General features: G+C 72.0%; 19 protein-coding genes. 9 read left to right on the top strand and 10 right to left on the bottom strand.

The features are described 5' to 3' along the window. Positions 1-5 precede the first annotated feature (5 nt). Both proB and KZ829_RS03275 read left to right on the top strand, forming a co-directional pair. Positions 6-1,118: a glutamate 5-kinase gene (gene proB, locus KZ829_RS03270; RefSeq protein WP_220142320.1), complete on the top strand. Its 1,113-nt coding sequence runs from the start codon at positions 6-8 to the stop codon at positions 1,116-1,118. A gap of 39 nt (positions 1,119-1,157) precedes the next feature. Beyond that, the gene (locus tag KZ829_RS03275; protein WP_220142321.1) at positions 1,158-2,402 is read left to right on the top strand and encodes a glutamate-5-semialdehyde dehydrogenase; all 1,245 of its coding nucleotides are present in this window, start codon (positions 1,158-1,160) and stop codon (positions 2,400-2,402) included. 96 nt (positions 2,403-2,498) lie between these two features. On the opposite strand, the gene KZ829_RS03280 is transcribed toward KZ829_RS03275, so the two are convergent. From KZ829_RS03280 to KZ829_RS03305, 6 genes are all read right to left on the bottom strand, one after another. Next, on the bottom strand, positions 2,499-3,305 hold the full coding sequence (locus tag KZ829_RS03280) for a prenyltransferase/squalene oxidase repeat-containing protein (protein WP_220142322.1): 807 nt from the start codon (positions 3,303-3,305) through the stop codon (positions 2,499-2,501). Positions 3,306-3,437: 132 nt separating this feature from the next. Next, on the bottom strand, positions 3,438-4,619 hold the full coding sequence (gene moeZ / locus KZ829_RS03285; RefSeq protein WP_183226912.1) for an adenylyltransferase/sulfurtransferase MoeZ: 1,182 nt from the start codon (positions 4,617-4,619) through the stop codon (positions 3,438-3,440). A gap of 110 nt (positions 4,620-4,729) precedes the next feature. Next, positions 4,730-6,355, bottom strand: coding sequence for a DUF3152 domain-containing protein (locus KZ829_RS03290; protein ID WP_246634913.1), 1,626 nt, complete (start codon positions 6,353-6,355; stop codon positions 4,730-4,732). Between the two features lie 329 nt (positions 6,356-6,684). Further along, on the bottom strand, positions 6,685-7,590 hold the full coding sequence (locus KZ829_RS03295) for a DUF3152 domain-containing protein (RefSeq protein WP_220142323.1): 906 nt from the start codon (positions 7,588-7,590) through the stop codon (positions 6,685-6,687). Between the two features lie 28 nt (positions 7,591-7,618). Then, entirely contained in the window at positions 7,619-8,566 is a 948-nt protein-coding gene (locus tag KZ829_RS03300) for an alpha/beta fold hydrolase (protein WP_220142324.1), read from the bottom strand. Then, positions 8,566-10,185, bottom strand: a complete 1,620-nt coding sequence (locus KZ829_RS03305) for a Daple (RefSeq protein WP_246634914.1) — start codon at positions 10,183-10,185, stop codon at positions 8,566-8,568. The genes KZ829_RS03300 and KZ829_RS03305 overlap by 1 nt, the downstream gene beginning before the upstream one ends. 286 nt (positions 10,186-10,471) lie before the next feature. On the opposite strand from KZ829_RS03305, the gene KZ829_RS03310 reads away from it, so the two are divergent. From KZ829_RS03310 to KZ829_RS03320, 3 genes are all read left to right on the top strand, one after another. Continuing rightward, entirely contained in the window at positions 10,472-11,131 is a 660-nt protein-coding gene (locus KZ829_RS03310; RefSeq protein WP_183226922.1) for a TetR/AcrR family transcriptional regulator, read from the top strand. 40 nt (positions 11,132-11,171) lie between these two features. Beyond that, positions 11,172-11,396, top strand: a complete 225-nt coding sequence (locus tag KZ829_RS03315) for a DUF3107 domain-containing protein (protein ID WP_188120892.1) — start codon at positions 11,172-11,174, stop codon at positions 11,394-11,396. A 221-nt stretch (positions 11,397-11,617) separates the two neighbouring features. Beyond that, entirely contained in the window at positions 11,618-13,510 is a 1,893-nt protein-coding gene (locus KZ829_RS03320) for a DEAD/DEAH box helicase (protein WP_220142326.1), read from the top strand. A gap of 66 nt (positions 13,511-13,576) precedes the next feature. Here KZ829_RS03320 and KZ829_RS03325 read toward each other — a convergent pair whose 3' ends face one another. Further along, entirely contained in the window at positions 13,577-14,233 is a 657-nt protein-coding gene (locus tag KZ829_RS03325) for a biliverdin-producing heme oxygenase (RefSeq protein WP_220142327.1), read from the bottom strand. Positions 14,234-14,337: 104 nt separating this feature from the next. On the opposite strand from KZ829_RS03325, the gene KZ829_RS03330 reads away from it, so the two are divergent. After that, on the top strand, positions 14,338-15,477 hold the full coding sequence (locus KZ829_RS03330) for a class I SAM-dependent methyltransferase (RefSeq protein ID WP_220142328.1): 1,140 nt from the start codon (positions 14,338-14,340) through the stop codon (positions 15,475-15,477). On the opposite strand, the gene KZ829_RS03335 is transcribed toward KZ829_RS03330, so the two are convergent. Further along, complete coding sequence (locus KZ829_RS03335; RefSeq protein ID WP_246634915.1) at positions 15,470-16,645, bottom strand: DUF8832 domain-containing protein; 1,176 nt, start codon at positions 16,643-16,645, stop codon at positions 15,470-15,472. The two genes, KZ829_RS03330 and KZ829_RS03335, sit on opposite strands and share 8 nt — an antisense overlap. Then, entirely contained in the window at positions 16,638-16,850 is a 213-nt protein-coding gene (locus KZ829_RS03340) for a heavy-metal-associated domain-containing protein (RefSeq protein WP_183226930.1), read from the bottom strand. The genes KZ829_RS03335 and KZ829_RS03340 overlap by 8 nt, the downstream gene beginning before the upstream one ends. A 109-nt stretch (positions 16,851-16,959) precedes the next feature. On the opposite strand from KZ829_RS03340, the gene KZ829_RS03345 reads away from it, so the two are divergent. The 3 genes from KZ829_RS03345 to KZ829_RS03355 are packed head-to-tail and all read left to right on the top strand — an operon-like array spanning position 16,960 to position 19,089. Next, positions 16,960-17,580: a hypothetical protein gene (locus tag KZ829_RS03345; RefSeq protein ID WP_220142329.1), complete on the top strand. Its 621-nt coding sequence runs from the start codon at positions 16,960-16,962 to the stop codon at positions 17,578-17,580. Then, a complete protein-coding gene (locus tag KZ829_RS03350) occupies positions 17,577-18,587 on the top strand; it encodes a nucleotidyl transferase AbiEii/AbiGii toxin family protein (RefSeq protein WP_220142330.1) in 1,011 nt (336 codons plus the stop codon). Before KZ829_RS03345 ends, KZ829_RS03350 begins: the two co-directional genes overlap by 4 nt. Before the next feature lie 46 nt (positions 18,588-18,633). Next, positions 18,634-19,089 (top strand): GNAT family N-acetyltransferase, encoded by a 456-nt coding sequence (locus KZ829_RS03355; RefSeq protein ID WP_220142331.1) that lies wholly within the window; start codon positions 18,634-18,636, stop codon positions 19,087-19,089. Positions 19,090-19,399: 310 nt separating this feature from the next. On the opposite strand, the gene KZ829_RS03360 is transcribed toward KZ829_RS03355, so the two are convergent. Then, positions 19,400-21,532, bottom strand: coding sequence for a RecQ family ATP-dependent DNA helicase (locus KZ829_RS03360; protein ID WP_220142439.1), 2,133 nt, complete (start codon positions 21,530-21,532; stop codon positions 19,400-19,402). Positions 21,533-21,780 lie beyond the last annotated feature (248 nt).

Raw genomic sequence — 21,780 nt, forward strand, 5'->3', positions numbered from 1 at the left:
GCCGGGTGCGGGAAGTGGTGACCGGTGCGCGCCGGATAGTGGTGAAGGTGGGGTCGTCCTCGCTGACCACCGCGACGGGCGGCATCGACGAGCAACGGGTCGACGCCCTGGTCGACGTGCTGGGCGCGCTGGCGACCGGCGGGCGTGAGGTGGTGCTGGTGTCCAGCGGCGCGATCGCCGCCGGGCTGGCCCCGCTGCAACTGCGCCGCCGACCGCGTGACCTGGCCACCCAGCAGGCCGCCGCATCGGTCGGCCAGGGTCTGCTGATCGGGCGGTATGCGGCGGGGTTCGCCCGGCACGGGCTGACCGTCGGGCAGGTGCTGCTCACCGTCGACGACGTGACCCGGCGGGCGCACTATCGCAACGCGTACCGGACGTTGCGCAAGCTGCTCGACCTGGGTGCTCTGCCGATCGTCAACGAGAACGACACGGTCGCCACCGAGGAGATCCGGTTCGGCGACAACGACCGGCTCGCCGCCCTGGTCGCCGCGCTCGCCCACGCCGACCTGCTGGTGCTGCTCTCCGACGTGGACGCGCTCTACACCGGCAACCCGTCGGACCCCGCGTCCCGGAAGATCTCGCTGGTCCGCGACGACAACGATCTCGAGGGCATCGCGATCGGCTCGGCCGGGAGATCCGGGGTCGGCACCGGCGGCATGGTGACCAAGGTGGAGGCCGCCCGGATCGCCACCGGGTTCGGCATCCCGGTGGTGCTGACCGCCGCCCCGCTGGCCGGGGCGGCGCTGGCGGGCGAGGACGTCGGCACCCTCTTCCAGGCTTCCGCCTCCCGTCCGGCGGCCCGGCTGTTCTGGCTGGCCCACGCCACCGCGCCGCGCGGCCGCCTGCACCTCGACGAGGGCGCGGTCGCGGCCGTGGTGGCCCGCCGCAAGTCGCTGCTCCCGGCCGGGATCACCGCGGTCGACGGGTCCTTCGCGGCCGGCGACCCGGTGGATCTGGTGGACGCCGGGTCCGGGACACCGGTGGCGCGCGGCCTGGTCAACTACGACGCCATCGAGCTTCCGGCGCTGCTCGGACGGTCCACACCCGAGTTGGCCGCGGAGCTCGGACCGGGATATGAACGAGAAGTCGTGCACCGGGACGATCTGGTGCTGCTTTAGCCGTACCCCTCATCGGGTCTGATCTTTGAAAGGTTTGCCATGAGCGTGCTGGAGCAGGCCTCCGCGGCCCGGATCGCCTCATTCGACCTGGCCGCGGCCACCCGTGCGGAGAAGGACCGGGCTCTGCTGCTGATGGCCGACCGGCTGGTCGAGCGGACCGGCGACATCGTGCACGCCAACGGTGTCGACGTGGCGACCGCGCGGGAGAACGGCACCTCCGAGGCGATGATCGACAGGCTGGTGCTGACGCCGGAGCGGATCGCCGCGATGGCCGACGGCCTGCGCCAGCTCGCTGCCCTGCCGGACCCGATCGGTGACGTGGTGCGCGGCTCGACCCTGGCGAACGGTCTGGAGTTGCGGCAGGTCCGGGTGCCGTTCGGCGTGGTCGGCATGATCTACGAGGGCCGGCCGAACGTGACGGCCGATGCCGCCGGCATCTGCCTCAAGTCCGGCAACGCGGCCCTGCTGCGCGGCTCCGGCTCGGCCTTCTCGTCGAACGCGGCGATCGTCTCGGTGCTGCGCAAGGCGGTCGCCGACGCGGGCCTGCCGGCCGACACCATTCAGCTGCTCGACGCCACCACCCGCGACTCGGTGAAGGAGCTGATGCGGGCCCGCGGCCTGGTCGACGTGCTGATCCCGCGCGGCGGCGCCTCGCTGATCAAGACCGTGGTGGAGCAGTCGACGGTGCCGGTGATCGAGACCGGGGTGGGCAACTGCCATGTGTACGTGGACGCCGCCGCCGACCTGGAGAAGGCCCTCGCCATCGTGCTCAACTCGAAGGTGCACCGCTGCTCGGTGTGCAACTCGGCGGAGTCGCTGCTGGTGAACGCGGAGATCGCCGACTCGTTCCTGCCCCTGGTCCTGGACGAGCTGGCCGCCGCCGGCGTCACCGTGCACGGCGACCCGCGGGTGGCCGGCTACAGCGACGCGGTGGTCCCGGCCACCGAGGAGGACTGGGGTACGGAGTTCCTGTCCCTGGACATGTCGGTCGCCGTGGTCGACACGCTGGAGGACGCGCTCGACCACATCCGCCGGTACGGCACCGGACACACCGAGGCCATCGTCAGCGAGTCGGTCGCCGCGACCAGGCGGTTCGTGGCCGGTGTCGACGCGGCCGCGGTGATGGTGAACGCGTCGACCCGGTTCACCGACGGCGGCGAGTTCGGCTTCGGCGCGGAGATCGGCATCAGCACGCAGAAGCTGCACGCCCGTGGCCCGATGGGTCTGCCAGAGCTGACCTCGACGAAGTACATCGTGACCGGCAACGGCCACATCCGGAGCTGAGCCCGGTAAAGCTAACGCTCTGCTATCAGGGCGAAACTACTCTCCGCTGTCATGGTCTGCTCAGCTCGACGTCGGCAGTGATCATGCCGACGGGGTTCAGCGGCAGGCGCGCAGGGCGGTCAGGGTGACGTTGACGTCGAAGATCGGGCCCTCGTTGCTGTCCCAGCCGCCGTCCGACCGCTGGGTCTCCCCCAGGCGCTTGCGCGCGTTCCGCAGCAGCCAGTCGTCGCCGAGGTTGACCCGGCGCAGAGCGGCCGCCATCGCGGCGACGTCGGCCGGGGCCATGTCGGGCAGCCGCTCGCCGAGGACGATCTGCACCCGGGACGACTCGTAGAAATACTGCTGCTGGTGGAGCAGCGCGGCGGCGTGCCAGCCGGCCGCCAGGAACGACGGCCAGGAGCCGTCCGGCCGCAACTGGGAGGCGACGAAGCCGGCCGCGCGGGCGAGCACATCGTTGTAGCGCCCGCGCGTCTGGTAGGGGTCGGTCTCGACAGCCGCCGCGGTCAGCCAGAAGCCGACCACCGAGGTCAGGTAGAGGGTGGCCTCCGGATCGCCGGGCATCGCCCAGGCCGGGGCCTCGCCGGCCAGCGACTCGTGCTCCTGCCAGGTGCCGTCGGGGCGCTGGGCACCGGCGAGCCAGTGCAACGCGCGCTCCGCGACCGGGCCGGCCCGCAGGCCACCGAGGTCGTCGAGCTCGCTGAGACGGAAGCAACTGGCGTCGACCGAGGGGACCTGGCCGTCGGCCGACGCGGGCCAGCCACCCTCCACCATCTGCCCGCCGGACAGCCGGTCGATGATCTCCGGAGTAGCCGGCTGACCGGTCCGCAGATATGACAGGCGCGCGCGCTCGACCGGGTCACCATGGGCCATGACGTAACCGATCGCGGCATCGATATCGACCACGGTCACGAAACTACCCGCCGAATCTGTGATTCGCTGACACGTTCGACCATCTGTCGCAATGGTCCGGTTCTGTCACCCCAGCCTCACACTGAGGAGCCAAGATCATGACTCCTCAGTGTGAAGGATGTCCGCTCAGTACGACGGCAGCGACGGGTCGATCGTGTTGACCCAGGAGACGATGCCGCCCTGGACGTGCACGGCGTCCTTGAAGCCGGCCGCCTTGAGCGCGGCGAGGGCCTCGGCCGAGCGCACGCCCGACTTGCAGTGCAGGACGATCTGCTTGTCCTGCGGAAACTTCGCCAGCGACTCGCCGGAGAGGATCTCGCCCTTCGGGATCAGCACCGCGCCGGGGATGCGGTTGATCTCCCACTCGGCCGGCTCGCGGACGTCGACCAGGAAGATGTCCTTGCCGCTGTCCTGCCAGTCCTTGAGCTCGCGGACGCTGATCGTGGAGCCGGTGATCGCCTCCACCGCCTCCTCGGAGACCGCGCCGCAGAAGTCCTCGTAGTCCTCGAGCAGGTCGGTGACCGTCGGGTTCTCACCGCAGAGCGCGCAGTTCGGGTCCTTCCGAACCTTGATCTTGCGGTAGGACATCTCGAGGGCGTCGTAGACCATCAGCCGGCCGACGAGCGGCTCACCGATGCCCGTGATCAGCTTGATCGCCTCGTTGACCTGGATCGAGCCGATCGACGCGCACAGCACGCCGAGGACGCCGCCCTCGGCGCAGCTCGGCACCATGCCGGGCGGCGGGGGCTCCGGGTAGAGGCAGCGGTAGCAGGGACCGTGCTCCTCCCAGAACACCGACGCCTGACCGTCGAAGCGGTAGATCGAACCCCAGACGTACGGCTTACCGAGCAGCACCGCGGCGTCGTTGACCATGTAACGGGTCGCGAAGTTGTCGGTGCCGTCGACGATCAGGTCGTACTGGGAGAAGATCTCCTTGACGTTGTCGCGGTCCAGCGCGGTGTTGTGAATGATCACGTTCACCAGCGGGTTGACCTCGGCGATGCTGCGGGCCGCGGACTCGGCCTTGGGCGTGCCGACGTCGGAGACGCCGTGGATGATCTGGCGCTGGAGGTTGGACTCGTCGACGGTGTCGAAGTCGATGATGCCGAGAGTGCCCACACCGGCCGCGGCCAGGTAGAGCAACGTCGGCGAGCCGAGGCCGCCCGCGCCCACGGCGAGGACCTTGGCGTTCTTGAGCCGCTTCTGCCCGTCCATCCCGACATCGGGGATGATCAGGTGACGCGAATAGCGGCGGATCTCGTCGACGCTCAGCTCGGCGGCCGGCTCGACGAGCGGGGGCAGAGCCACAATTCACTCCCCGGGTTCGGTGGTAAGGATCGCCGCCCATTGTTGCTCGATTCGCGGGCGCTGATCCATGACGTTGGACACGGGCCCGACATGCGGGATCGCGGAATATCTCAGGCTACCGGCTCACCGGCGTACCGCTCGCCGTCCAGGTAGGGCCAGGAGTTCGGGGTGCAGCCCTTCAAACCGAAGGTCTGCTGCATCATCACCGGGGCCTTCTCGCCCTCACCGGGGCACTTCTCGTGCCCGTGCCCGAGCTCGTGGCCGACCTCATGGTTGATCGTGTACTCCCGGTACTGCTCCAGCCGGCCCTCGAAGTCGGGTGTCGCGTCGGCCCACCGGTCCGCGTTAATGATCACCTGACCGGGGATCCGGCACGAGGTGTACCCCTCGGTGGCCAGGCCGCCTGCCGCGCACATCTCCTCCGAGGTGGCCCCCGACGCCAGGAAGATCGTGAAGTCCACGTCGTCACCGCCGTTCGCCACCCGCCGCAGCCGCAGCCGGCCGTCGTTGACCCAGCTCCGGTCATCGCCCAGCGTCCCGTCGACGGCCTCGGCGAACTCCCTGGCCGACGTGTCATCGACGATCTTCTCGACCGCCACCCGGAAGCGGTACAACTCGCCGTCGGTGCCCAGCATCGGGCCGCGGCCACGCGCGTACCGGAAATCGCCCGCCTTCGCCTTCGGCTCGTCGTCCTCCCCGATGGCCTGCTCGGCCTCCCCCGTGGCCGGCGCGGCCGGTTCGACCGGCTCGGCCCTGGTCTCCGGCGGCACCGGACCGAGCGCCGGGCCGACACCCGCGGGTTCGGCCGCGCGCTGCGCGGCCTCCTGCCCGGGAACGAGTGGTTCGTCCCGGTCGCGAAGCTGATGGCCGGCGATCAACACCACGACGACGATCAAGAGGTACGCGACGAGCACGGCCCTCCGGCGGCGCAGGATCCGGCGCAGGGGTGTCGCATGCCGGGCCGGAGCGTCGTCGTCCCGGGAGTGCACGGGCACGTGTCCGGTGTCGTCGCCGCCCCGCGCCAGCACGGACGGCAGGAAGCCGGGTTCGCGTTCCTCGTCCCGGAGCGTCTCGGCCGTGGGCCGGCGCCGCTCGTCCGGGGACGGCTCCTCCGCCCGCGGGGGCACCAGCACCGGCACGTGGAGATTCCCGGCGAGGCTCGGGTCCATCAAGGCGGACGGGGGCCACAGGTTGTCCGGCAGCTCAGCGGGCAGGCGGACACTGGGCGGCAGCCCGGGGCGGTTCCGCGTCCGCGGATACCGGAGGTTCGACTCGGCGTTGGGCTCCACACCGGCGAGGCCGGCATGCGGTTCCAGGCCGGTGCCGGGCAGGTCGGGGAGAGTCTCGGCCCGGTGGGCGCCGGGACGCTCGACGGTCGCGGGTTCGTCCTGAGGCTCGGGTCGTGCCGGGGCGCCGGGCGTCTCGAGCCGACCGTCCTCGCCGGACAGGCCCGGCTGCGGGCGGACGGCTTCCGGCGGGCCGGTCGGTGGGCGGGACGCCGGCGGTGGCCGGTTGCCCGTGCCGGGCCGGGTGCCGCCGGGGACGGCACGGATGCCGGAACCGGTCGACCGGCTCGATCGGCGGGTTCCGGCCGTCCGCGAATTCGCGTGGACACCGGGCGCCGCCATCGGGTCGTCGGTGGCGGGGGTGACCGGCTCCGGCTCCGGCTCCGGGTCGCGGGCCGCCTGCGAGGCGGCGAGGCGTTCGGCCGCGAGCTCGACGATGCCGCGGGTCATGGCCGGAGGTTCCGCCGGATCCGGCGCTCCCGCTTCCGCCGGATCCGGCATGGCGGGCAGCGGCGGGGTGCGGCGGGGCCTGGCGGGCCGGTCCGCGGTGGGCTTGGCCGTGGCGGCCACGGAGCGTGTCCGGCGGGCCGGGGTGGCGGCGGGCATGGCCGGGGGCGCCGTGGGATCCGCCTCGGCGCGGGAACGCTCGGCCCGGCCACGCCGACCGGTGCCAGCGTCCGGATCATTGGGGCCATTTGTCGCGTTTGCCATAGCAAGCGCCAGCCTGCCACGACTCACCGTCTGTCACAGGACTTTCGGATTTCCGTACCGGAACAGCGTCAGAGCGACGGGCCGGTCAGGTCCTCGTCGTTGCGGCGTGGCCACGAGTACGGCTTGCAGCCACGAAGCGTGAGGGTCTGCTGGACCATCACCGGGGCCGGGCCGCCCGCCTTGGGACAGCCCTCGTGCCGGTGGCCCAGCTCGTGCCCGACCTCATGGTTGATCACGTACTGCCGGTACGCGGCCAGGTCGGCGCCGGACTCCAGGTAGGGGCGGGCCGACTCACGCCAGCGGTCCAGGTTGAGGATGACCTTCCCGGTGGCCCGGCACGACGTGAACGGCACCCCGCCGATCCGGATGTTGGTGCCACCCCGTTCGCACATCAGCTCCGCGGTCTCCCGGGTGGCGAGGTAGACCGTGAAATCCGCCTTCTCGGCGCCGTCGACCATCTGCATCCGCAGCCTGCCGGAACCGGTCCAGCCGCGCTCGTCGGAGAGGGTGGCGACCACCTGCGCGGCGAAGGCGGGCACGTCCTCGCCACTGCCCTTCTCCACGGCCACCTTGAAGCGGCGCACCGGGCCCCGCGTTCCGTAGACGGGGCTGTGACCGCCCGCGTACTGGAAGTCGCCGGACCCCTCGGCCGGGACCGGGCCGTCGATCCGCATCACGCCGCCGGCCGGGAACACCGGCGTCTCGGCAGCGGTGGAATCGGCCGGGACGGCCGGGGGCGGGCTGCCCGGCGCGATCGACGGAACCTCGGACGGTACGGGAACGACCAACTCGGCGGGAGAGGCCGCCGCCACCGGGTGGCCGGCCGGGGTGGTGCCGGCGAAGAGCTGCCGGCCGATCGCGACGGCCCCGAACAGCACCGCGGTGGCGAGCAGGACGATCAACCAGGACTGCCGCCAACGGTCCGCGCCGGAAGGGGTCCGCGACTCACGGGGCGGGGCGGCAGGCGAAATCATCGGAGGGGGGCTCAGCGGGCCGGGAGGGTCATCGGGTGTCGTCGAGCAGGCCGACGATCCCTCGGGCGACCAGACGCGGGACCTCCATCTGGGCGACGTGACCGACGCCGGGCAGGATCAGCAGGCGACCGTCCGGAACGACCTTGGCGACCTGGGCGGGCACGCGGGGATCGACCAGGCGGTCGTTGAGGCCGCCGATGACCAGGGTGGGCGCCTGGATGCGGGCGGCGAGGCGCCACTGCGAGTCGGCTCCCGGGAGGTACGCCCGGAGGAAGCTGCTCACCAGGCCACGCAGCGTGCCCAGATAGGCCTTCGGGTAGTGGGCGACCGTGTAGCGGAGCTGGATCTCCTCCAGCGCCTCGGCGCGGCGCTGCGGATGCACCTTCGTGGTGTCGCCGAAGCAGGCGGCCAGGACCTGCTCGGCCATCTGCTCGGCGGTGACCCGGGTGAGCGCCCAGGCCATCAGGCGCTCGGCGGCGGGCATCGCGAGCAGCGGCAGCACCGGGCCCTGCGCGGTCCGTCGTGGGTCCAGGAACGGCATGGCCGGGGAGATCAACGTGAGCGTGCGCACCAGGTCCGGCCGCAGGGCCGCGACCCGCACCGAGATGGAGCCGCCGAGCGAATTGCCGATCAGGTGGACCGGGCCGCGACCGGCGTGCTCCAGGTAGTCGATCACGGTGGCCGCGAAGGCCGCGATGGAGTAGCGCGGGCTCGGGTCGCTGTAACCGAAACCGGGCAGGTCGAGCGCCTGGCCGTCGAGCCGGTCGGCGAGCAGCCCGGCGAGATCGGTGAAGTTCTGTGCGGAGCCGCCGAGCCCGTGCACGTAGACGGCGGGCTCGGCGCCGGGGCTCTGGGCCGGCGTGTCGCGGACATGCAGCATCGCGCCGCCGACCGTGACCCGGCGCGCGGGCCACGGAGGCGGAACCACATCCGCCGGCAACAGCGCACTGTCGTCGGCCAGCACCGCACCCTTCATCAAGCCAAGAGTGCCTCAAGACGCCGATTGACCGCCGCCAGTGTGGCGCGGACCATGGCGTGCCGGTCGTCGCCGGTCACCACGGCGGAACCGGCCAGTTGCTCGACCCAGCCGCCGCCGCAGGACAGCAGCAGCACCACCACGGCGACCTGCATCGGGCCGAACGCGACGGCGGAGGCGTGCTCGACGAAGCAGCGGGCCGGGCCGTCCCGGTGCTGGGAGGTGGAGAGCAGGTCGTCGACAGCGCCGGCGGTGGCCGTGGCGCAGAGACGCAGCAGGTAGCCGTCGACGGCCGGGCCGGTCGCCACGCCGGAGGCGGTCCGCCCGCCGGCGCGCAGCCGCACCTCGACGGTGGCATCCGCACCGAACGTGTTGACGTGCACGTTCTCGATGATCACGCGGGGGCCCGGGTTGTCGCCCGGGTCCAGCGGGCGTGGCTTGGAGGCGTCGGCGGGCACCAGCGAGGCGCCCGCGTTCACCACCCGCGGCCGGGGCTCCTCGACCGGGATCCGCGGCATGGCGGACACCGGCGCGACCGGGGCCACCGGCGCGACCGGTATCGGCACAGGTGCGGGCGCGGGCATCGACGACACCGGGGCGGCGGCCCGGCCCGGCCGGGTCGGCTGGGTGGGCAGCAGCGGGGTCCGGGACGGGTTCGACGGCGGGCGCAGGGCGGCCGGCGGGTCACCGGGCATGGCCGCGTCGAGGCCCATCCGGTCCTGGAGGAGGCGGGCCACCTGGCGGCTCACCTCGGCCGGGTCGGCGCCGTCGGACAGGTCCAGCCGGAGGCTGTGCGCCCCCGCCGGGGTGGCCCGCAGCGAGGCGTCACGCACGCCGTCGACCTCGCGGACCGCGGCGAGGATGTCCTGGACGTCGAAGCCCTCCTGACGCTCCTGTGCCGGCACGACGTCACCGCGGCGCAGGTGCGTCGCGATGCGCGCCAGGGCGGGCGCTTCGGCCGATGGCTCCACGGAGGGCGGCTCCGGAACTCTCGGGACGTCCGGCTGGGCCGGGACGCGCTGGGGCAGTGTCCCGCTCGGCTCACCCTCGGCGCCGGCCGTGGAGGCCGGCTCCGGGAGACCCGGGAACGCGGGGGGCGGTGCATAGGACGGGTGGTGCGGGAAGCTCGACGCATCGTACGCCGAACGGGCCGTCGCCGGGTCCCCGTCGGTCGCCGGGGCGTCGAACTGGGGCAGTCCCTGGGCGAGCGTGTCGGTGACCAGGGCGTGCCGGGAGCGGGGCGGCTCGGAGGAGACCGGCGCCGGCGAGTCGGGAGCCCAGTCGGGCCGGGTCAGCGGCGCGGAGCTGCGCTGCGGTCCCGGATCGCGGTACGAGTCGTCGAGATCGCCCTCGTACGGAAACGGGGGCGCGCTGCTCGGGCCGGGCGCTCCGGACGACGGCGCGGGGGGCCGCCGGTGGCCGAGGATGTCAGCAAGGCGGTTGCGGTCCGGCCACGGAGCGGTGTCCCCTGGCGGGGGAATCTCGGGACCCGGCTGGGGCGCCGGAACGGCCGACGACGGCGCGGCCCCGAAGGGCCGTTCCGGCGGGAACTGCTGCCGGCCGAAGGTTCGCCCATCCGACGGACGCCGCCATGGTGGCGTGTCCACTCCCTGCTCCAATGCGGCTCCATTGTTGGCCCACGGACTGTCGGTGCTCGCCCAGCCGTTCACCCGGTTGCGGTCATGCGAGTCGGCGCCGTTGCCACCCGTTGAGGCTCCGGCTTCTCCGGAATGCCCTGATTCATCCACCGCGTGCTCCTCGCTCGCCCCCGCTGAGGCTACCGTGTCGTTGCAGTGGCGATAAGTTGCAGCGTCGCGACAATTGCCCGCACGACCGCGACATGAGCCGATCCGGGCAATCCAGGAAGCCAAACCGCGGGGACCGACCCCCTGGAGGTTCACAGAAATGACCGCTGCGTCCGGCGGGCAACAGACCGCACGACCCACCCGCCTGCCCCGATCGGCGCGACGCAAGCAGTTGCTCGCCGCCGCGCAGCAGATCTTCGTCGCGCACGGCTACCACGCCGCCGCGATGGACGACATCGCGGAGCGGGCGGGCGTCTCGAAGCCCGTTCTCTACCAACACTTCCCCGGCAAGCTGGAGCTCTACCTGGCCCTGCTGGACACGCACTGCGACGCGATAATCGCCAAGGTGCGCGGGGCCATGCTGGCGTCCCCCGACAACAAGGACCGGGTGAAGGGCGCCGTCCGGGCGTACTTCGACTTCATGGATCACGAGAGCGAGGCGTTCCGGCTCGTCTTCGAGTCGGACCTGCGCAACGACCCCCAGGTCCGCCAGCGGGTGGAGCGGGTCGAGCAGGGCTGCATCGCGGCCGTGACCGACACCATCATCTCGGACACCGGGCTCCGGCCGGACCAGGCCGAACTGCTCGCCTCCGGCCTCGCCGGGGCGGCCGGACAGGCCGCGCAGTTCTGGCTCGCGAACGGCCGGCGTACGCCCAAAGCTGAAGCCGAAGCGCTCGTAGCAGCGCTGATCTGGCGTGGGATCGCCAGCTTCCCGCTGCAGGGTGGTTCAACGGCCGGTACTCCTGCGGAAATCGGATAGCCTTTCGATCGGGTAGACGGATTTCTTGAGGAGGGGCTCCGTGGAGGTCAAGATCGGCGTGCAACAGTCGCCGCGTGAGCTTGTGCTGGAGAGCGCTCAGACTCCGGCGGAGGTCGAGCAGGCCGTAACGGAGGCTCTGGCCAAGGACGGCGTCCTGACACTCACCGACGAGAAGGGCCGCAAGGTGATCATCCCGATCACCAAGGTGGCCTACGTGGAGATCGCCGAGGCGTCACACCGCCCGTTCGGCTTCACCACTCGCTGAGTTTCATCACGGGAGGGCACCCTGGTCTCAGGGTGCCCTCCCGTAACTCTCTCTTGGATGCGTCTGCTAGCAGGTCGGGTAGAGTGGCCTGAGTCGCCGTCGATCTGTCGAGTCGACGGCCAGCGTGTGGCCCGCTTTCGAGCGTGCGGCCCGCGCCTATACGAGACCGCGCCCCAGAGCTTTTCGACGGGCGCACCACGAGAGGGCACCCGTAAAACTTCATGACCGACAATGAGCAAGCTCTAGTCCCCGTCACCACCCGCGCGCCGGTCCGTCCCGACAGCCCCACCTTCGCTGAGCTGGGCGTTCGCGCCGAAACAGTGGAGGCCCTGGCCAAGGCGGGCATCACTCACGCGTTCGCGATCCAGGAGTACGCACTTCCGATCGCGCTGCGCGGCACCGACCTGATCGGCCAGGCTCCCACCGGCACCGGCAAGACCCTCGGCTTCGGTCTACCACTGCTGGAGCGGGTCACCGCCCCTTCCGAGGGCGCCACCGGGCAGCCCCAGGCCCTGATCGTCGTCCCCACCCGTGAGCTGGGTCTCCAGGTGGCCCGCGACCTCGCCGCGGCGGGCAGCACCCGGGGTGTCCGGGTTCTGCCGATCTACGGCGGGGTGGCGTACGAGCCTCAGGTCGAGGCGCTCAAGAAGGGCGTCGAGATCCTGGTCGGCACCCCCGGCCGCCTGCTCGACCTGTGCAAGCAGAAGCAGCTGAAGCTGAGCTCGATCCAGGCCCTGGTGCTCGACGAGGCCGACCGGATGCTCGACCTGGGCTTCCTGGAGGACGTCGAGAAGATCCTGGCGATGATCCCGGAGCAGCGGCAGACCATGCTGTTCTCGGCCACCATGCCGGACCCGATCGTCGCCCTGTCCCGGCGGTTCCTGCGCAACCCGGTCACCATCCACGCCGGGCACACCACCGAGAGCGGCCCGTCGCCGCTCACCAAGCAGGTCGTCTACCGCACCCACCCGCTGAACAAGCTGGAGATGGTGGCGCGCATCCTCCAGGCGCGCGAGCGGTCCCTCACGATGATCTTCACGCGTACCAAGCGGGCCGCCGACCGGGTGGCCGAGGACCTCGACTTCCGCGGGTTCGCGGTCGCCGCCGTCCACGGTGACCTGGGTCAGGGCGCGCGCGAGCGGGCTCTGCGGGCGTTCCGCAGCGGCAAGATCGACGTGCTGGTGGCGACCGACGTGGCGGCCCGCGGGCTGGACGTCTCGGGCGTCACCCACGTGATCAACTACGACTGCCCGGAGGACCCGGAGACCTACACGCACCGCATCGGCCGCACCGGCCGGGCGGGCGCCACCGGTGTCGCGGTCACCTTCGTGGACTGGGAGGACATGCCGCGCTGGGTGCTGATCGACAAGTCGCTCGGCCTCAGCATGCCGGAGCCGCCGGAGACGTACCACACGTCGCCCGCGCTCTACGCCGACCTGGAGATCCCGACCGACGTCTCGGGCACGCTGCCGACCGCCGAGCGCAGCCGGGCCGGGCTGTCGGCCGAGGTCGAGGAGGATCTCGGCGGCGGTGGGCGGCGCGGTAACGGCCGCGGCCGTGACCGTGACCGTGACCGTGACCGCGGTCGTGGGCGCTCACGCGGTGGCGACTCCGGGCCGTCGCCCGAGAGCGCCGGTGCGGCTTCGCCGTCCGGTGACGGTGGCGAGCGGCCCCAGCGGCAGCGTCGCCGGCGGCGGGTGGGCGAGGATTCCGAGCCCCTTCCCGGTACGCCGTCCGGCGCTTCCGGTACGCCCGCCAGCACTCCCGAAGCGCCCTCCGCCGTTTCCGAGGCGCCCTCCGCCGTTTCCGAGGCGCCCTCCGCCGTTTCCGAGGCGCCCTCCGCCGTTTCCGAGGCGCCCTCCGCCGTTTCCGAGGCGCAGGGCACGGTCACCGGCTCGGAAGAGGCCGCTCCTCGTGCCCGGACGCGTCGCCGCCGGACGACCGCCACCTCGGTGATCTTCTCCGAGGGTGACGCGGCCGCTCCGGCGACGGAGTCCGCTCCGGCTCCCGAGGCCGCCGCAGCGGACTCGCCGGACGAGGGCGACGCTCCTCGGCGGCGCCGTCGCCGTACCACCCGCACCACCGCGTCCTCGGACGCCGCCTCGGAGGCCTGACCCTTCCTGGCCGGATCTTGGACGATTGACCACCGGATGCGGTGGCCGGTCGTTCAAGATCCACCGTCAGGTCCAGCTCTCCCACAGCTCGGCCAGCAGGTCGATGTTCAGGCGGAACGCGGCGGACACCTCGTTGACGAAGGCGTCCTGTTCGGCTCGGCTCCACGGGACGGCATTGAGCCGCTCCCGGTAGCGGGCCCGGAACAGCGGCGGGTCGACGCCCTCGAACACGAAGAACCGGTATCCGTGACGGCGGAACCCGTACGCCCCGACGACCGCCTGCCCCAGCCACTGCCCGCCGGAGAGGTCGCCCAGGTAGCGGGTGCAGTGATGGGCCACATACCCGGTGGCCCGGTCGAACGCGGCACTGCGGATCCGGGTGCAGTAGGTGGTCGTGGCCGGGAGCGCGGCGATCCGGCTCTGCCAGCGCGGCCCGAAAAGGAACCGCAGGTCGGACTCGAGCGACGGCATCCGGTACAGCTCCGGGTAGACGAACCGCCGGGCCACCGGGTCGTCGGCCATCGCGCCGGCGGCCAGCTCCAGTGACTCGTAGACGAACCAGTACTGGGCCAGCAGTTCGGCGTACGCGGCCATCGGCAGGCGCCCGGAGGCTATCCCATCGATGAACGGGCTGTGCCGCGCCGCGGCGTGCTCCTGTCTGGTGGCCTCCCGCAGACGGGCGGTGAGCAGCGTGGGCGCGGAGGAATCGGCGAGGAACGACATGTGGGGGCACCTCGTCTTCTTCTTCTACATCGATCAACCTAACCGCGCCGCGCGAGATCCACAGCCCCGCGGGGACATCCCGGGCGCCGGGCAGAATGGATTCCATGCCAGAACCGCTCGAAACAGTCCTCGCCGAGGTGCGGGAGCTCCTGCTCGCACCGGGCCTCACCCGGGCCGTCGCGGCCGGCCGGCGCCGCGGGCACGTACCCTCGGTGACCCGGGCCCAGGTGCGGCCGGTAACTCTCAAGCACGGGCGGAAACTACAGATCGTCACTGATGACGGCGCTCGGCCGTTCACGCGGAACGTCGCGCCCGGCCCGGAGGCCGCCGCCGCGGTCGACGAGCTACTGGCCGAGCCGTTCGGCAACTGGCACGTGGAGACCGATTCGGCCACCGTGCAGGTGCGGATCACCAAGAAGGGCGACGCGCAGGTGCACCGGGCCGGAGCCGTCGCCACGCCGCGTGCCGCCGAGGGCCACGATCGGGCCAAGCAGTGGCTGCTCGATCCGGGCGACCCGCTGTTCTCGGTGGTCGGCGGCACCGCGGCGAAGCGCCGCCAGATCGACGCCTTCCTGCGCGCGCTCGCCGCGACCCTGCCCGACGAGCTGCCGAGCCCGCTGCGCGTCGTCGACCTCGGCTGCGGCAACGCCTACCTCACCTTCGCGGCCTATCGATATCTGTCCGGCCGGGGCGCGCACGTCCAGGTCGTGGGGGTCGATGTCCGGGAGGACCAGAGGGTCCGCAACAGCGCGGTCGCCGCCGAACTCGGCTGCGCGGCGGACGTGACGTTCGTGGCCGGGACGATCGAGGAGGCCGAGCTGCCGTTCCAGCCGGACCTGGTGCTCGCCCTGCACGCCTGCGACACGGCCACCGACCAGGCGCTGGCCCGGGCGGTCGGCTGGGAGGCCCGGTGGGTGCTGGCCGCCCCGTGCTGCCACCACGACATCGCGGCGCAGATCAAAGGCAGTGCAACCCCTTCGCCGTACGGGGAGATGACCCGCCACGCGATCCTGCGGGAGAGGTTCGCCGACGTGCTGACCGACTCGCTGCGGGCCGCCCTGCTGCGGTTGCGCGGCTATCGGGTGGACGTGGTCGAGTTCATCGACTCGGCGCACACCCCGCGCAACCTCATGCTGCGGGCCCGGCGGACCGGCGCGGCGCCCACCGACGAGCAGCGGGCCGAGTACGACTCGCTGACCGGCCAGTGGGGCGTGACGCCGGCGCTCTCCCGGATGCTCAGCTGACCACCACGGTCCAGGCCGCCGTGGAAACCTTCCCGGCGACCTGGAAGTCGAAGAACATCCGGTAGGTGCCGGGGCTCGGGGCGGCCAGCCAGAACTTGACCTTGCCGTCGACCAGTCGCGTCTCCGGATGCACGTGGACGTAGCCGAGGTCACCCTGGCGCAGCACCACCAGGTGACCGAAGGCGCCCAGGTACGGCTCGACCGTCACCGGCCGGCCGGCCGCGTCGGTGACGGTCATCAGCAGCGGCTGGGTGGACTCGGTGACGGGCGTGCCCTCGTACCCCACCTGGTGGCCGTCGGCGGTCGTGGCCCGCGCCGGATCGGGCAGGGTGACCGGCGTGTAGCTCCCGGCGACCGTCAGGTCGCTGCCCAGCGTGGACACCAGCCGCTCACCGCCGACCACCGCGGTGAAGTCGGCGATCATGCGGTAGACGCCGGGTTCGGCGAGGGTGAGGTCGACACTCCACGTGCCGTCGGCCGCCATCACCGGGTGTAGATGCTGGAAGCCGGTCAGGTCACGGCGGATCACGATGAGGTGCAGCGGCTTGTCGTGCACGACGGCGTACGTGGTGACCGGCGCGCCGCCCGGGCCGTTGATCGTGAAGTCCAGCCGCTGCGGACGGCCGCCCTGGAAGGTGGTGACCAGCGGGGTCAGGGTGAGGCCGTTGCCGCTGAGCGAGAGGCCACCGACGGCGGCGCCCTGCCCGGTCGCGCCGATCGGTGCGGTGGTGCCGTGGGTGTGCGGTCGGCTCTCGTCGAAGGCGGACGCCGTCGGGGTGGGTTGCGTGGTGGCCGGGGTCGCCGTCGTGCCGGTGGTGCCGCCGTTGAGCCGGCCCAGCCCGTAGCCCGCGAAGAGCACGACGATCAGCAGCGCACCGATGGCCGCGAACCGGAATCCGGGCGTCGCGGAAGAGCCGTCTCCCCCACCCACCAGGCCGAGACGCGGCGCGCCGGTGTCCACCCGCCCGTTCCGGTCCTCGTCGGCCGGTGGGGCGTTCCGGTCCTCGTCGGCCGGTGGGGCGGCGCTCGGCGGCGTGCTGGGGTCGGGGCGTGGCTCTCGCGTACCCTCGATTTCCGATTTTTCGGCTTTTATGGGCATTGATTCTGATGGGTGACGCTGCTCGGCCGGCTTGCGCCCGACCGGGGTGGCCTGCGTCTCGTCAGGCATCCGCGAGCTCGTAGCCGGCCTCGTCGACCGCCTCCCGCACCGCCTGCTCGGCGAGCGGGGTCTCGCTGGCGACCGTGACCCCGCCGGAGGCGAGATCGACCTGCACGCCGGTGACGCCTGGCAGTGCGGACAGCTCCTGGGTCACCGACTGCACGCAGTGCGAACAGGTCATGCCTTTCACGGTGTAGGTGCTGGTGACCGCCATGATGGGACCCCTTCCGCCTGTCGCCGAAACCCCGCCGGCTCCCCCGTGAGCCTACCGTCCACCGATTCCGCGCCCCGGAGATGTCACACCCCGCCGTTAGCGTGCGCGCGTGAGCCGATACGAGATCCATCTGACGGTCGTGGCCGAGGCCGACGACGAGCAGCTTCGATCCTGGGCTGCGGCTAGGGGCGTGCGATACACCCGCATCCTGCTCGATCGCGGCGACCACACCAGCCAGCCGATGCTGAGCTGGCTGTCCGACGGCACACCGGTCTCGGCGGAGGCGGACGCCCGCCGGGTCGCGGCCACCCTGCGGGCGGCCGGCCTCCCGGTCACCCGGCTCAAGGTCGAGGCCGCCGCGTCCGGCGGCGAGGCGCCCCTCACCGCGGCCGACGCACGGCCCGACCTCTACTTCGAGCATCACGTCAAGGTGCTGCTGCCCGCCGGAGCCCCGCTGGAGCCGGTTCGTGAGCTGGCCGTCCGGCACGGCGCCCACCTGTCGCGCAATGCCCGGCGGACACGGCCCGATGGCGTGCAGGAGAGGTTCGTCACTCAGCGGTGCTACCGGGCCGGCCGGCCGGAGGCGGCCACGGCGCTGGCCGGGTTACTCGCCGCCATCGCTCGCGCGGGCGTAGAGGTGGCCGAGGTCGAGGAGGAGTACGTGCTGGTAGACGACAACCCGGGCCTCGACGGTGGCTGGTTCGCCGACCCGTCGGGCACCCCGGCATGACCGCGCACCGGGCCGCTCTCGATCACATCCTCGGGGTGGTCGCCGAGCAGCCGTGGGCGGAGTGTCTGGTGCTGCGCGGCAGCATGACCATGCCGTCGTGGGTGGGCGACGCGGCCCGCCCACCGGGCGACATCGACTGGGTGGTGTGGCCGCCCGACGCGGTGCCCGTGGACTACCTGGATCCGTACCCGGTGCTGGATCGCGTCGATGTCCCCCACCACTGGCCGGCGGCCGCCCGTCACCTGCCCTGGACGTTCCAGGAGTTCGACACCGACGGCCCGCAGTCCGCGTCGTCTCCGGATCATGCGAGCTGGGTGGCCGGGGCCCAACCGGACGAGGCCCCCGATCCGGTCCACGACCGCCTCGAAAAGCTGCTGGCCGCACACCCCCGGGCGTCCGGCGGGGTGGTCCTCGACGCGAGCCGGATCGCGCACGAGGCGACCTGGGACTACACCGTCTCGTGGTCGGAGTATTCGAACATTCGCATGGTCGCCGGCAGCCGTGCCCGCATGGTGATCCCGTGGACGGCGCCGGGCGGCGAGATCGGGAGCGCCCGGATCGACCTGGCCTACGACGAGGTGATGGCGGATGCGGTGGTCCGCACACCCATCCGGCGTGCCGACGGGCTGCCGCCGACCATGGCGTGGACGGCGAGCCGCGAGCTCTCCCTCGCCTGGAAGCTGCACTGGCTGACCGTCGACCAGGGCACCGAGGGCGTCTCCGCGATGAAGGACGTCTACGACGCCGTGCTCCTGGCCGAACTGGACGGGATGTGCCTGTCCCGCCGCCTGCGCCGCCTGGTGCTCAGCGCCGAGGGCGCGGCCCGTCTGCCGGCCCCCTCCGAGATCCCGAACTGGGTGCTCGACGCACCGCCACCCGGCGGCGGCAGCCCCGGACGCTGGCTGGCCCGTCTGGCCGCCGCGGTCGATCGACTGGTCCTCGCTTTCGGTCGGCCTTCCCCGGTGGACGACACCCGGCTCGGCGGATCGGCTCATCAACCGCTGTGACACCATGCGACCGGCCCCTTGCGGAACCGTAACGAAGGAGGAGTTGATGGAGGATCTGATTCACGGCGGATATGTACTGACCGCCGACCCGAAACGGGTCGACTTCACCCGGGTGCACCGTTGGCTCGCCGAGGAGTCCTACTGGGCGGTCGGCCGCTCCTACGATCTGGTGGCCCGCTCCATCGACGGCTCCCTACCGTATGCGATCTTCGCCGGCGCCGAGCAGGTGGGCTTCGCCCGGGCCGTCACCGACGGCGCCACCTTCGCCTGGATCTGCGATGTCTTCATCGACGGCACTCACCGAGGTCGCGGCCTGGGCAAATGGCTGATCGACTCGATTCTGGCCGACCTCTCCGAGCGGGGTGTCCAACGTTTCCTCCTGGCCACTAGGGACGCTCAAGAGGTCTACCGCCGCTCCGGCTTCGCCGAACTCGAAGGCGCACACCGTTTCATGGAGATCGACCGCCGCCCCACCGGAAACCCGATCCTCGGCAGAGCCTGACGCCCCGCCGTCCCACCGGCTGCATCGCGGGCCCGTTTACTCGCTGGGGCCGCGGACCGCCTGCTTGCCGGAGCAGAGCGACCCGCGGCAGTACCAGCACACGGCCTGAATGCCCTGGGCAGCACGCCTATGCCGCCGCCCACCGGACCGACCGGCGTGCACACCCGCTACGGCCGGCCTATGAGGTGCGGCCCGGTCAACCCGCCACGGCCGGGCCCATGCGGTGCGGCCCGGTCAACCCGCTACCGCCGGGCCCATGCGGTGCGGCCCGGTCAACCCGCTACCGCCGGGCCCATGCGGCGCGGCCCGGTCAACCCGCTACGGCCAGGGCCAAGGGCAGGATGCCTGGGGCGCCCGCCTTCCGGAGAGCCCGGCCGGCGAGAGCCATCGTCCAGCCGGAATCGACCAGGTCGTCGACCAGCAGGACGGGGCCGGACAGGGCGGCCAGGTCGGCGGCGATCTCTGGTGGGACGGTGAAAGCGTCGTGCAGTGCGCGGACCCGCTGAGCGCTGTTGCCGCGGTGACCGCTGGCGTCCGGGGACGTCGTCGACTCCAGCATGCCGAGCATCGGCAGGCGGCCGACGGTGGCGATGTGCTCGGCGAGGCTGTGGATAAGTTGTGGATGACGCTGTGAATAAACGGAGACGACGGCGGCCGGGCGCTGCTGCCAGGCGTCATCCCCCCTGGCCCAGGCCTTGAGAACCTCGACCACGGCACCGGCCAGGTCCGCGGTGATCGGCGCGTCCGGCGACTCGGGTGAGACCGCGGCCCGCAGCCGGCCGCCCCAGCCGAGGTCCGACAGGCGGCCGACGGCACGGCCCGGCTCGATCTGCTCAGCGGGACCGATCCGGCCTTTGAGGTTGACGCCGACGGCGGCCAGGCCGGTGGGCCACATCTTCTTCGGCGCGATCTCGGTGCCGGGGCGACCCAGGAAGGCCTCCGCCGCGGCGAGCGATGGCGCGGACACCTCGGCATCGAACAACGGCCCGGCACAGTTGTCGCACCGGCCGCATGCCGCCGCCCCGGGATCGTCCAGGCAGCGGCGGAGGAACTCCATGCGGCAGGTGGGCGTCACCGCGTACTCGATCATGGTCTTCTGCTCGGCCTCGCGTGCCTCGGCGACCCTTCGGAGCCTGGCCTCGTCGTAGGTCCACGGCTCTCCGGTGGTGAGCCAGCCCCCGCGCGTGCGGCGCACCGCGCCGTCCACGTCGAGGACCTTGAGCATCAGCTCCAGTCTGGTGCGGCGGAGGTCGACCAGCGGCTCCAGCGCCTGTGTGGACATCGGCTGGTCCGGCGAGAGGCGGGCCAGGACCGCTCGCACCTGGTCCTCCGGCGGGAACGCCAGCGAGGCGAAATAGCGCCAGATCGCCGAGTCCTCCTGGCCGGGCAGCAGCACCACCTCGGCGTGCTCGACCGCGCGGCCGGCCCGGCCGACCTGCTGGTAGTAGGCGATCGGCGAGGGCGGCGCGCCGAGGTGGACGACGAACCCGAGGTCGGGTTTGTCGAAGCCCATCCCGAGGGCCGAGGTCGCGACCAGCGCCTTGATCTTGTTGGTCAGCAGGTCCTGCTCGGCGGCCCGGCGCTCGGCGTCCTCCACCTGGCCGGTGTAGGACGCCACCTCGAAGCCGCGGGACCGCAGGAAGTCGGCGGTCTCGGTGGCCGCGGCGACCGTCAGCGTGTAGACGATGCCGGAGCCGGGCAGCCGCTCCAGGTGATCGGCGAGCCAGGCCAGGCGGTGTGCCGGGTTCTCCAGGCGCAGCACGGCGAGCCTCAGCGAGTCTCGCTCCAGCGGGCCGCGCAGCACCAGCGCGTCACCGAGCTGGTCGGCGACGTCGGCGGTGACCCGCGCATTGGCGGTGGCCGTGGTGGCCAACACCGGCGTCCGCGTCGGCAGGCCGGCCAGGAAGGTGCGGAGCCGCCGGTAGTCGGGGCGGAAGTCGTGGCCCCAGTCGGAGACGCAGTGTGCCTCGTCGACCACCAGGAGACCGGTGCTCCCCGCCAGGCCGGGCAGGACGTTGTCGCGGAAGTCCGGGTTGTTGAGCCGCTCCGGGCTGATCAACAACACATCCACCTCACCGGCACGGATCTCGTGCTCGATCAGGCTCCACTCGTCGAGGTTCGCCGAGTTGATGGTGCGCGCCCGGATCCCGGCGCGGGCGGCCGAGTCGACCTGGTTGCGCATCAGGGCGAGCAGCGGGGAGACGATGACCGTCGGCCCGGCTGGGCTGTCTCCCGACCGGAGCAGGGCGGTGGCCACGAAGTAGACCGCCGATTTGCCCCACCCGGTGCGCTGCACGCACAGGACCCGCCGTCGGTCCACGGTGAGCGCCTCGATGGCCCGCCACTGGTCCTCCCGCAGCACCGCATGCTCCCCGGCGAGCCGGCGGAGCACCTCCTCGGCGCGCTCTCGCACGACCGCCCGCTCGGCCTCGCCAGCCGCCATCCGCGTCGTCTCAGTCACCCGGCATGTCTATCAGCCCGCCGTGGCCCTTCCCGAGTTATCCACAGTACGGAGTTGTCCACAGGCCGAGGACACGATTCGAGCGGCGCCTCGCCGATCCGGGCCATGCTCCTGGTCGTTCAAGCGGATCGATCGGGGGTCGCCATGCGGATGTCATGGGGGAGGTCTCAGCGGGCCGTCCCGGCACGGAGCGGGGTCCGCCCGGCGGAGGCGGGGCCCCGGCCACCACC

The organism is Actinoplanes hulinensis (assembly GCF_019429605.1).
GTDB lineage: Bacteria > Actinomycetota > Actinomycetes > Mycobacteriales > Micromonosporaceae > Actinoplanes > Actinoplanes campanulatus.

What these genes read in the sequence shown, in the direction of transcription:
- KZ829_RS03360 (WP_220142439.1), bottom strand. Translation starts at nt 21,532, where the DNA reads ATGGCGGCTGGCGAGGCCGAGCGGGCGGTCGTGCGAGAGCGCGCCGAG.
- KZ829_RS03300 (WP_220142324.1), bottom strand. Translation starts at nt 8,566, where the DNA reads ATGAAGGGTGCGGTGCTGGCCGACGACAGTGCGCTGTTGCCGGCGGAT.
- KZ829_RS03325 (WP_220142327.1), bottom strand. Translation starts at nt 14,233, where the DNA reads ATGTCGTTCCTCGCCGATTCCTCCGCGCCCACGCTGCTCACCGCCCGT.
- KZ829_RS03340 (WP_183226930.1), bottom strand. Translation starts at nt 16,850, where the DNA reads ATGGCGGTCACCAGCACCTACACCGTGAAAGGCATGACCTGTTCGCAC.
- KZ829_RS03290 (WP_246634913.1), bottom strand. Translation starts at nt 6,355, where the DNA reads ATGACCCGCGGCATCGTCGAGCTCGCGGCCGAACGCCTCGCCGCCTCG.
- KZ829_RS03310 (WP_183226922.1), top strand. Translation starts at nt 10,472, where the DNA reads ATGACCGCTGCGTCCGGCGGGCAACAGACCGCACGACCCACCCGCCTG.
- KZ829_RS03335 (WP_246634915.1), bottom strand. Translation starts at nt 16,645, where the DNA reads ATGCCTGACGAGACGCAGGCCACCCCGGTCGGGCGCAAGCCGGCCGAG.
- KZ829_RS03355 (WP_220142331.1), top strand. Translation starts at nt 18,634, where the DNA reads ATGGAGGATCTGATTCACGGCGGATATGTACTGACCGCCGACCCGAAA.
- KZ829_RS03350 (WP_220142330.1), top strand. Translation starts at nt 17,577, where the DNA reads ATGACCGCGCACCGGGCCGCTCTCGATCACATCCTCGGGGTGGTCGCC.
- KZ829_RS03295 (WP_220142323.1), bottom strand. Translation starts at nt 7,590, where the DNA reads ATGATTTCGCCTGCCGCCCCGCCCCGTGAGTCGCGGACCCCTTCCGGC.
- KZ829_RS03320 (WP_220142326.1), top strand. Translation starts at nt 11,618, where the DNA reads ATGACCGACAATGAGCAAGCTCTAGTCCCCGTCACCACCCGCGCGCCG.
- KZ829_RS03275 (WP_220142321.1), top strand. Translation starts at nt 1,158, where the DNA reads ATGAGCGTGCTGGAGCAGGCCTCCGCGGCCCGGATCGCCTCATTCGAC.
- KZ829_RS03330 (WP_220142328.1), top strand. Translation starts at nt 14,338, where the DNA reads ATGCCAGAACCGCTCGAAACAGTCCTCGCCGAGGTGCGGGAGCTCCTG.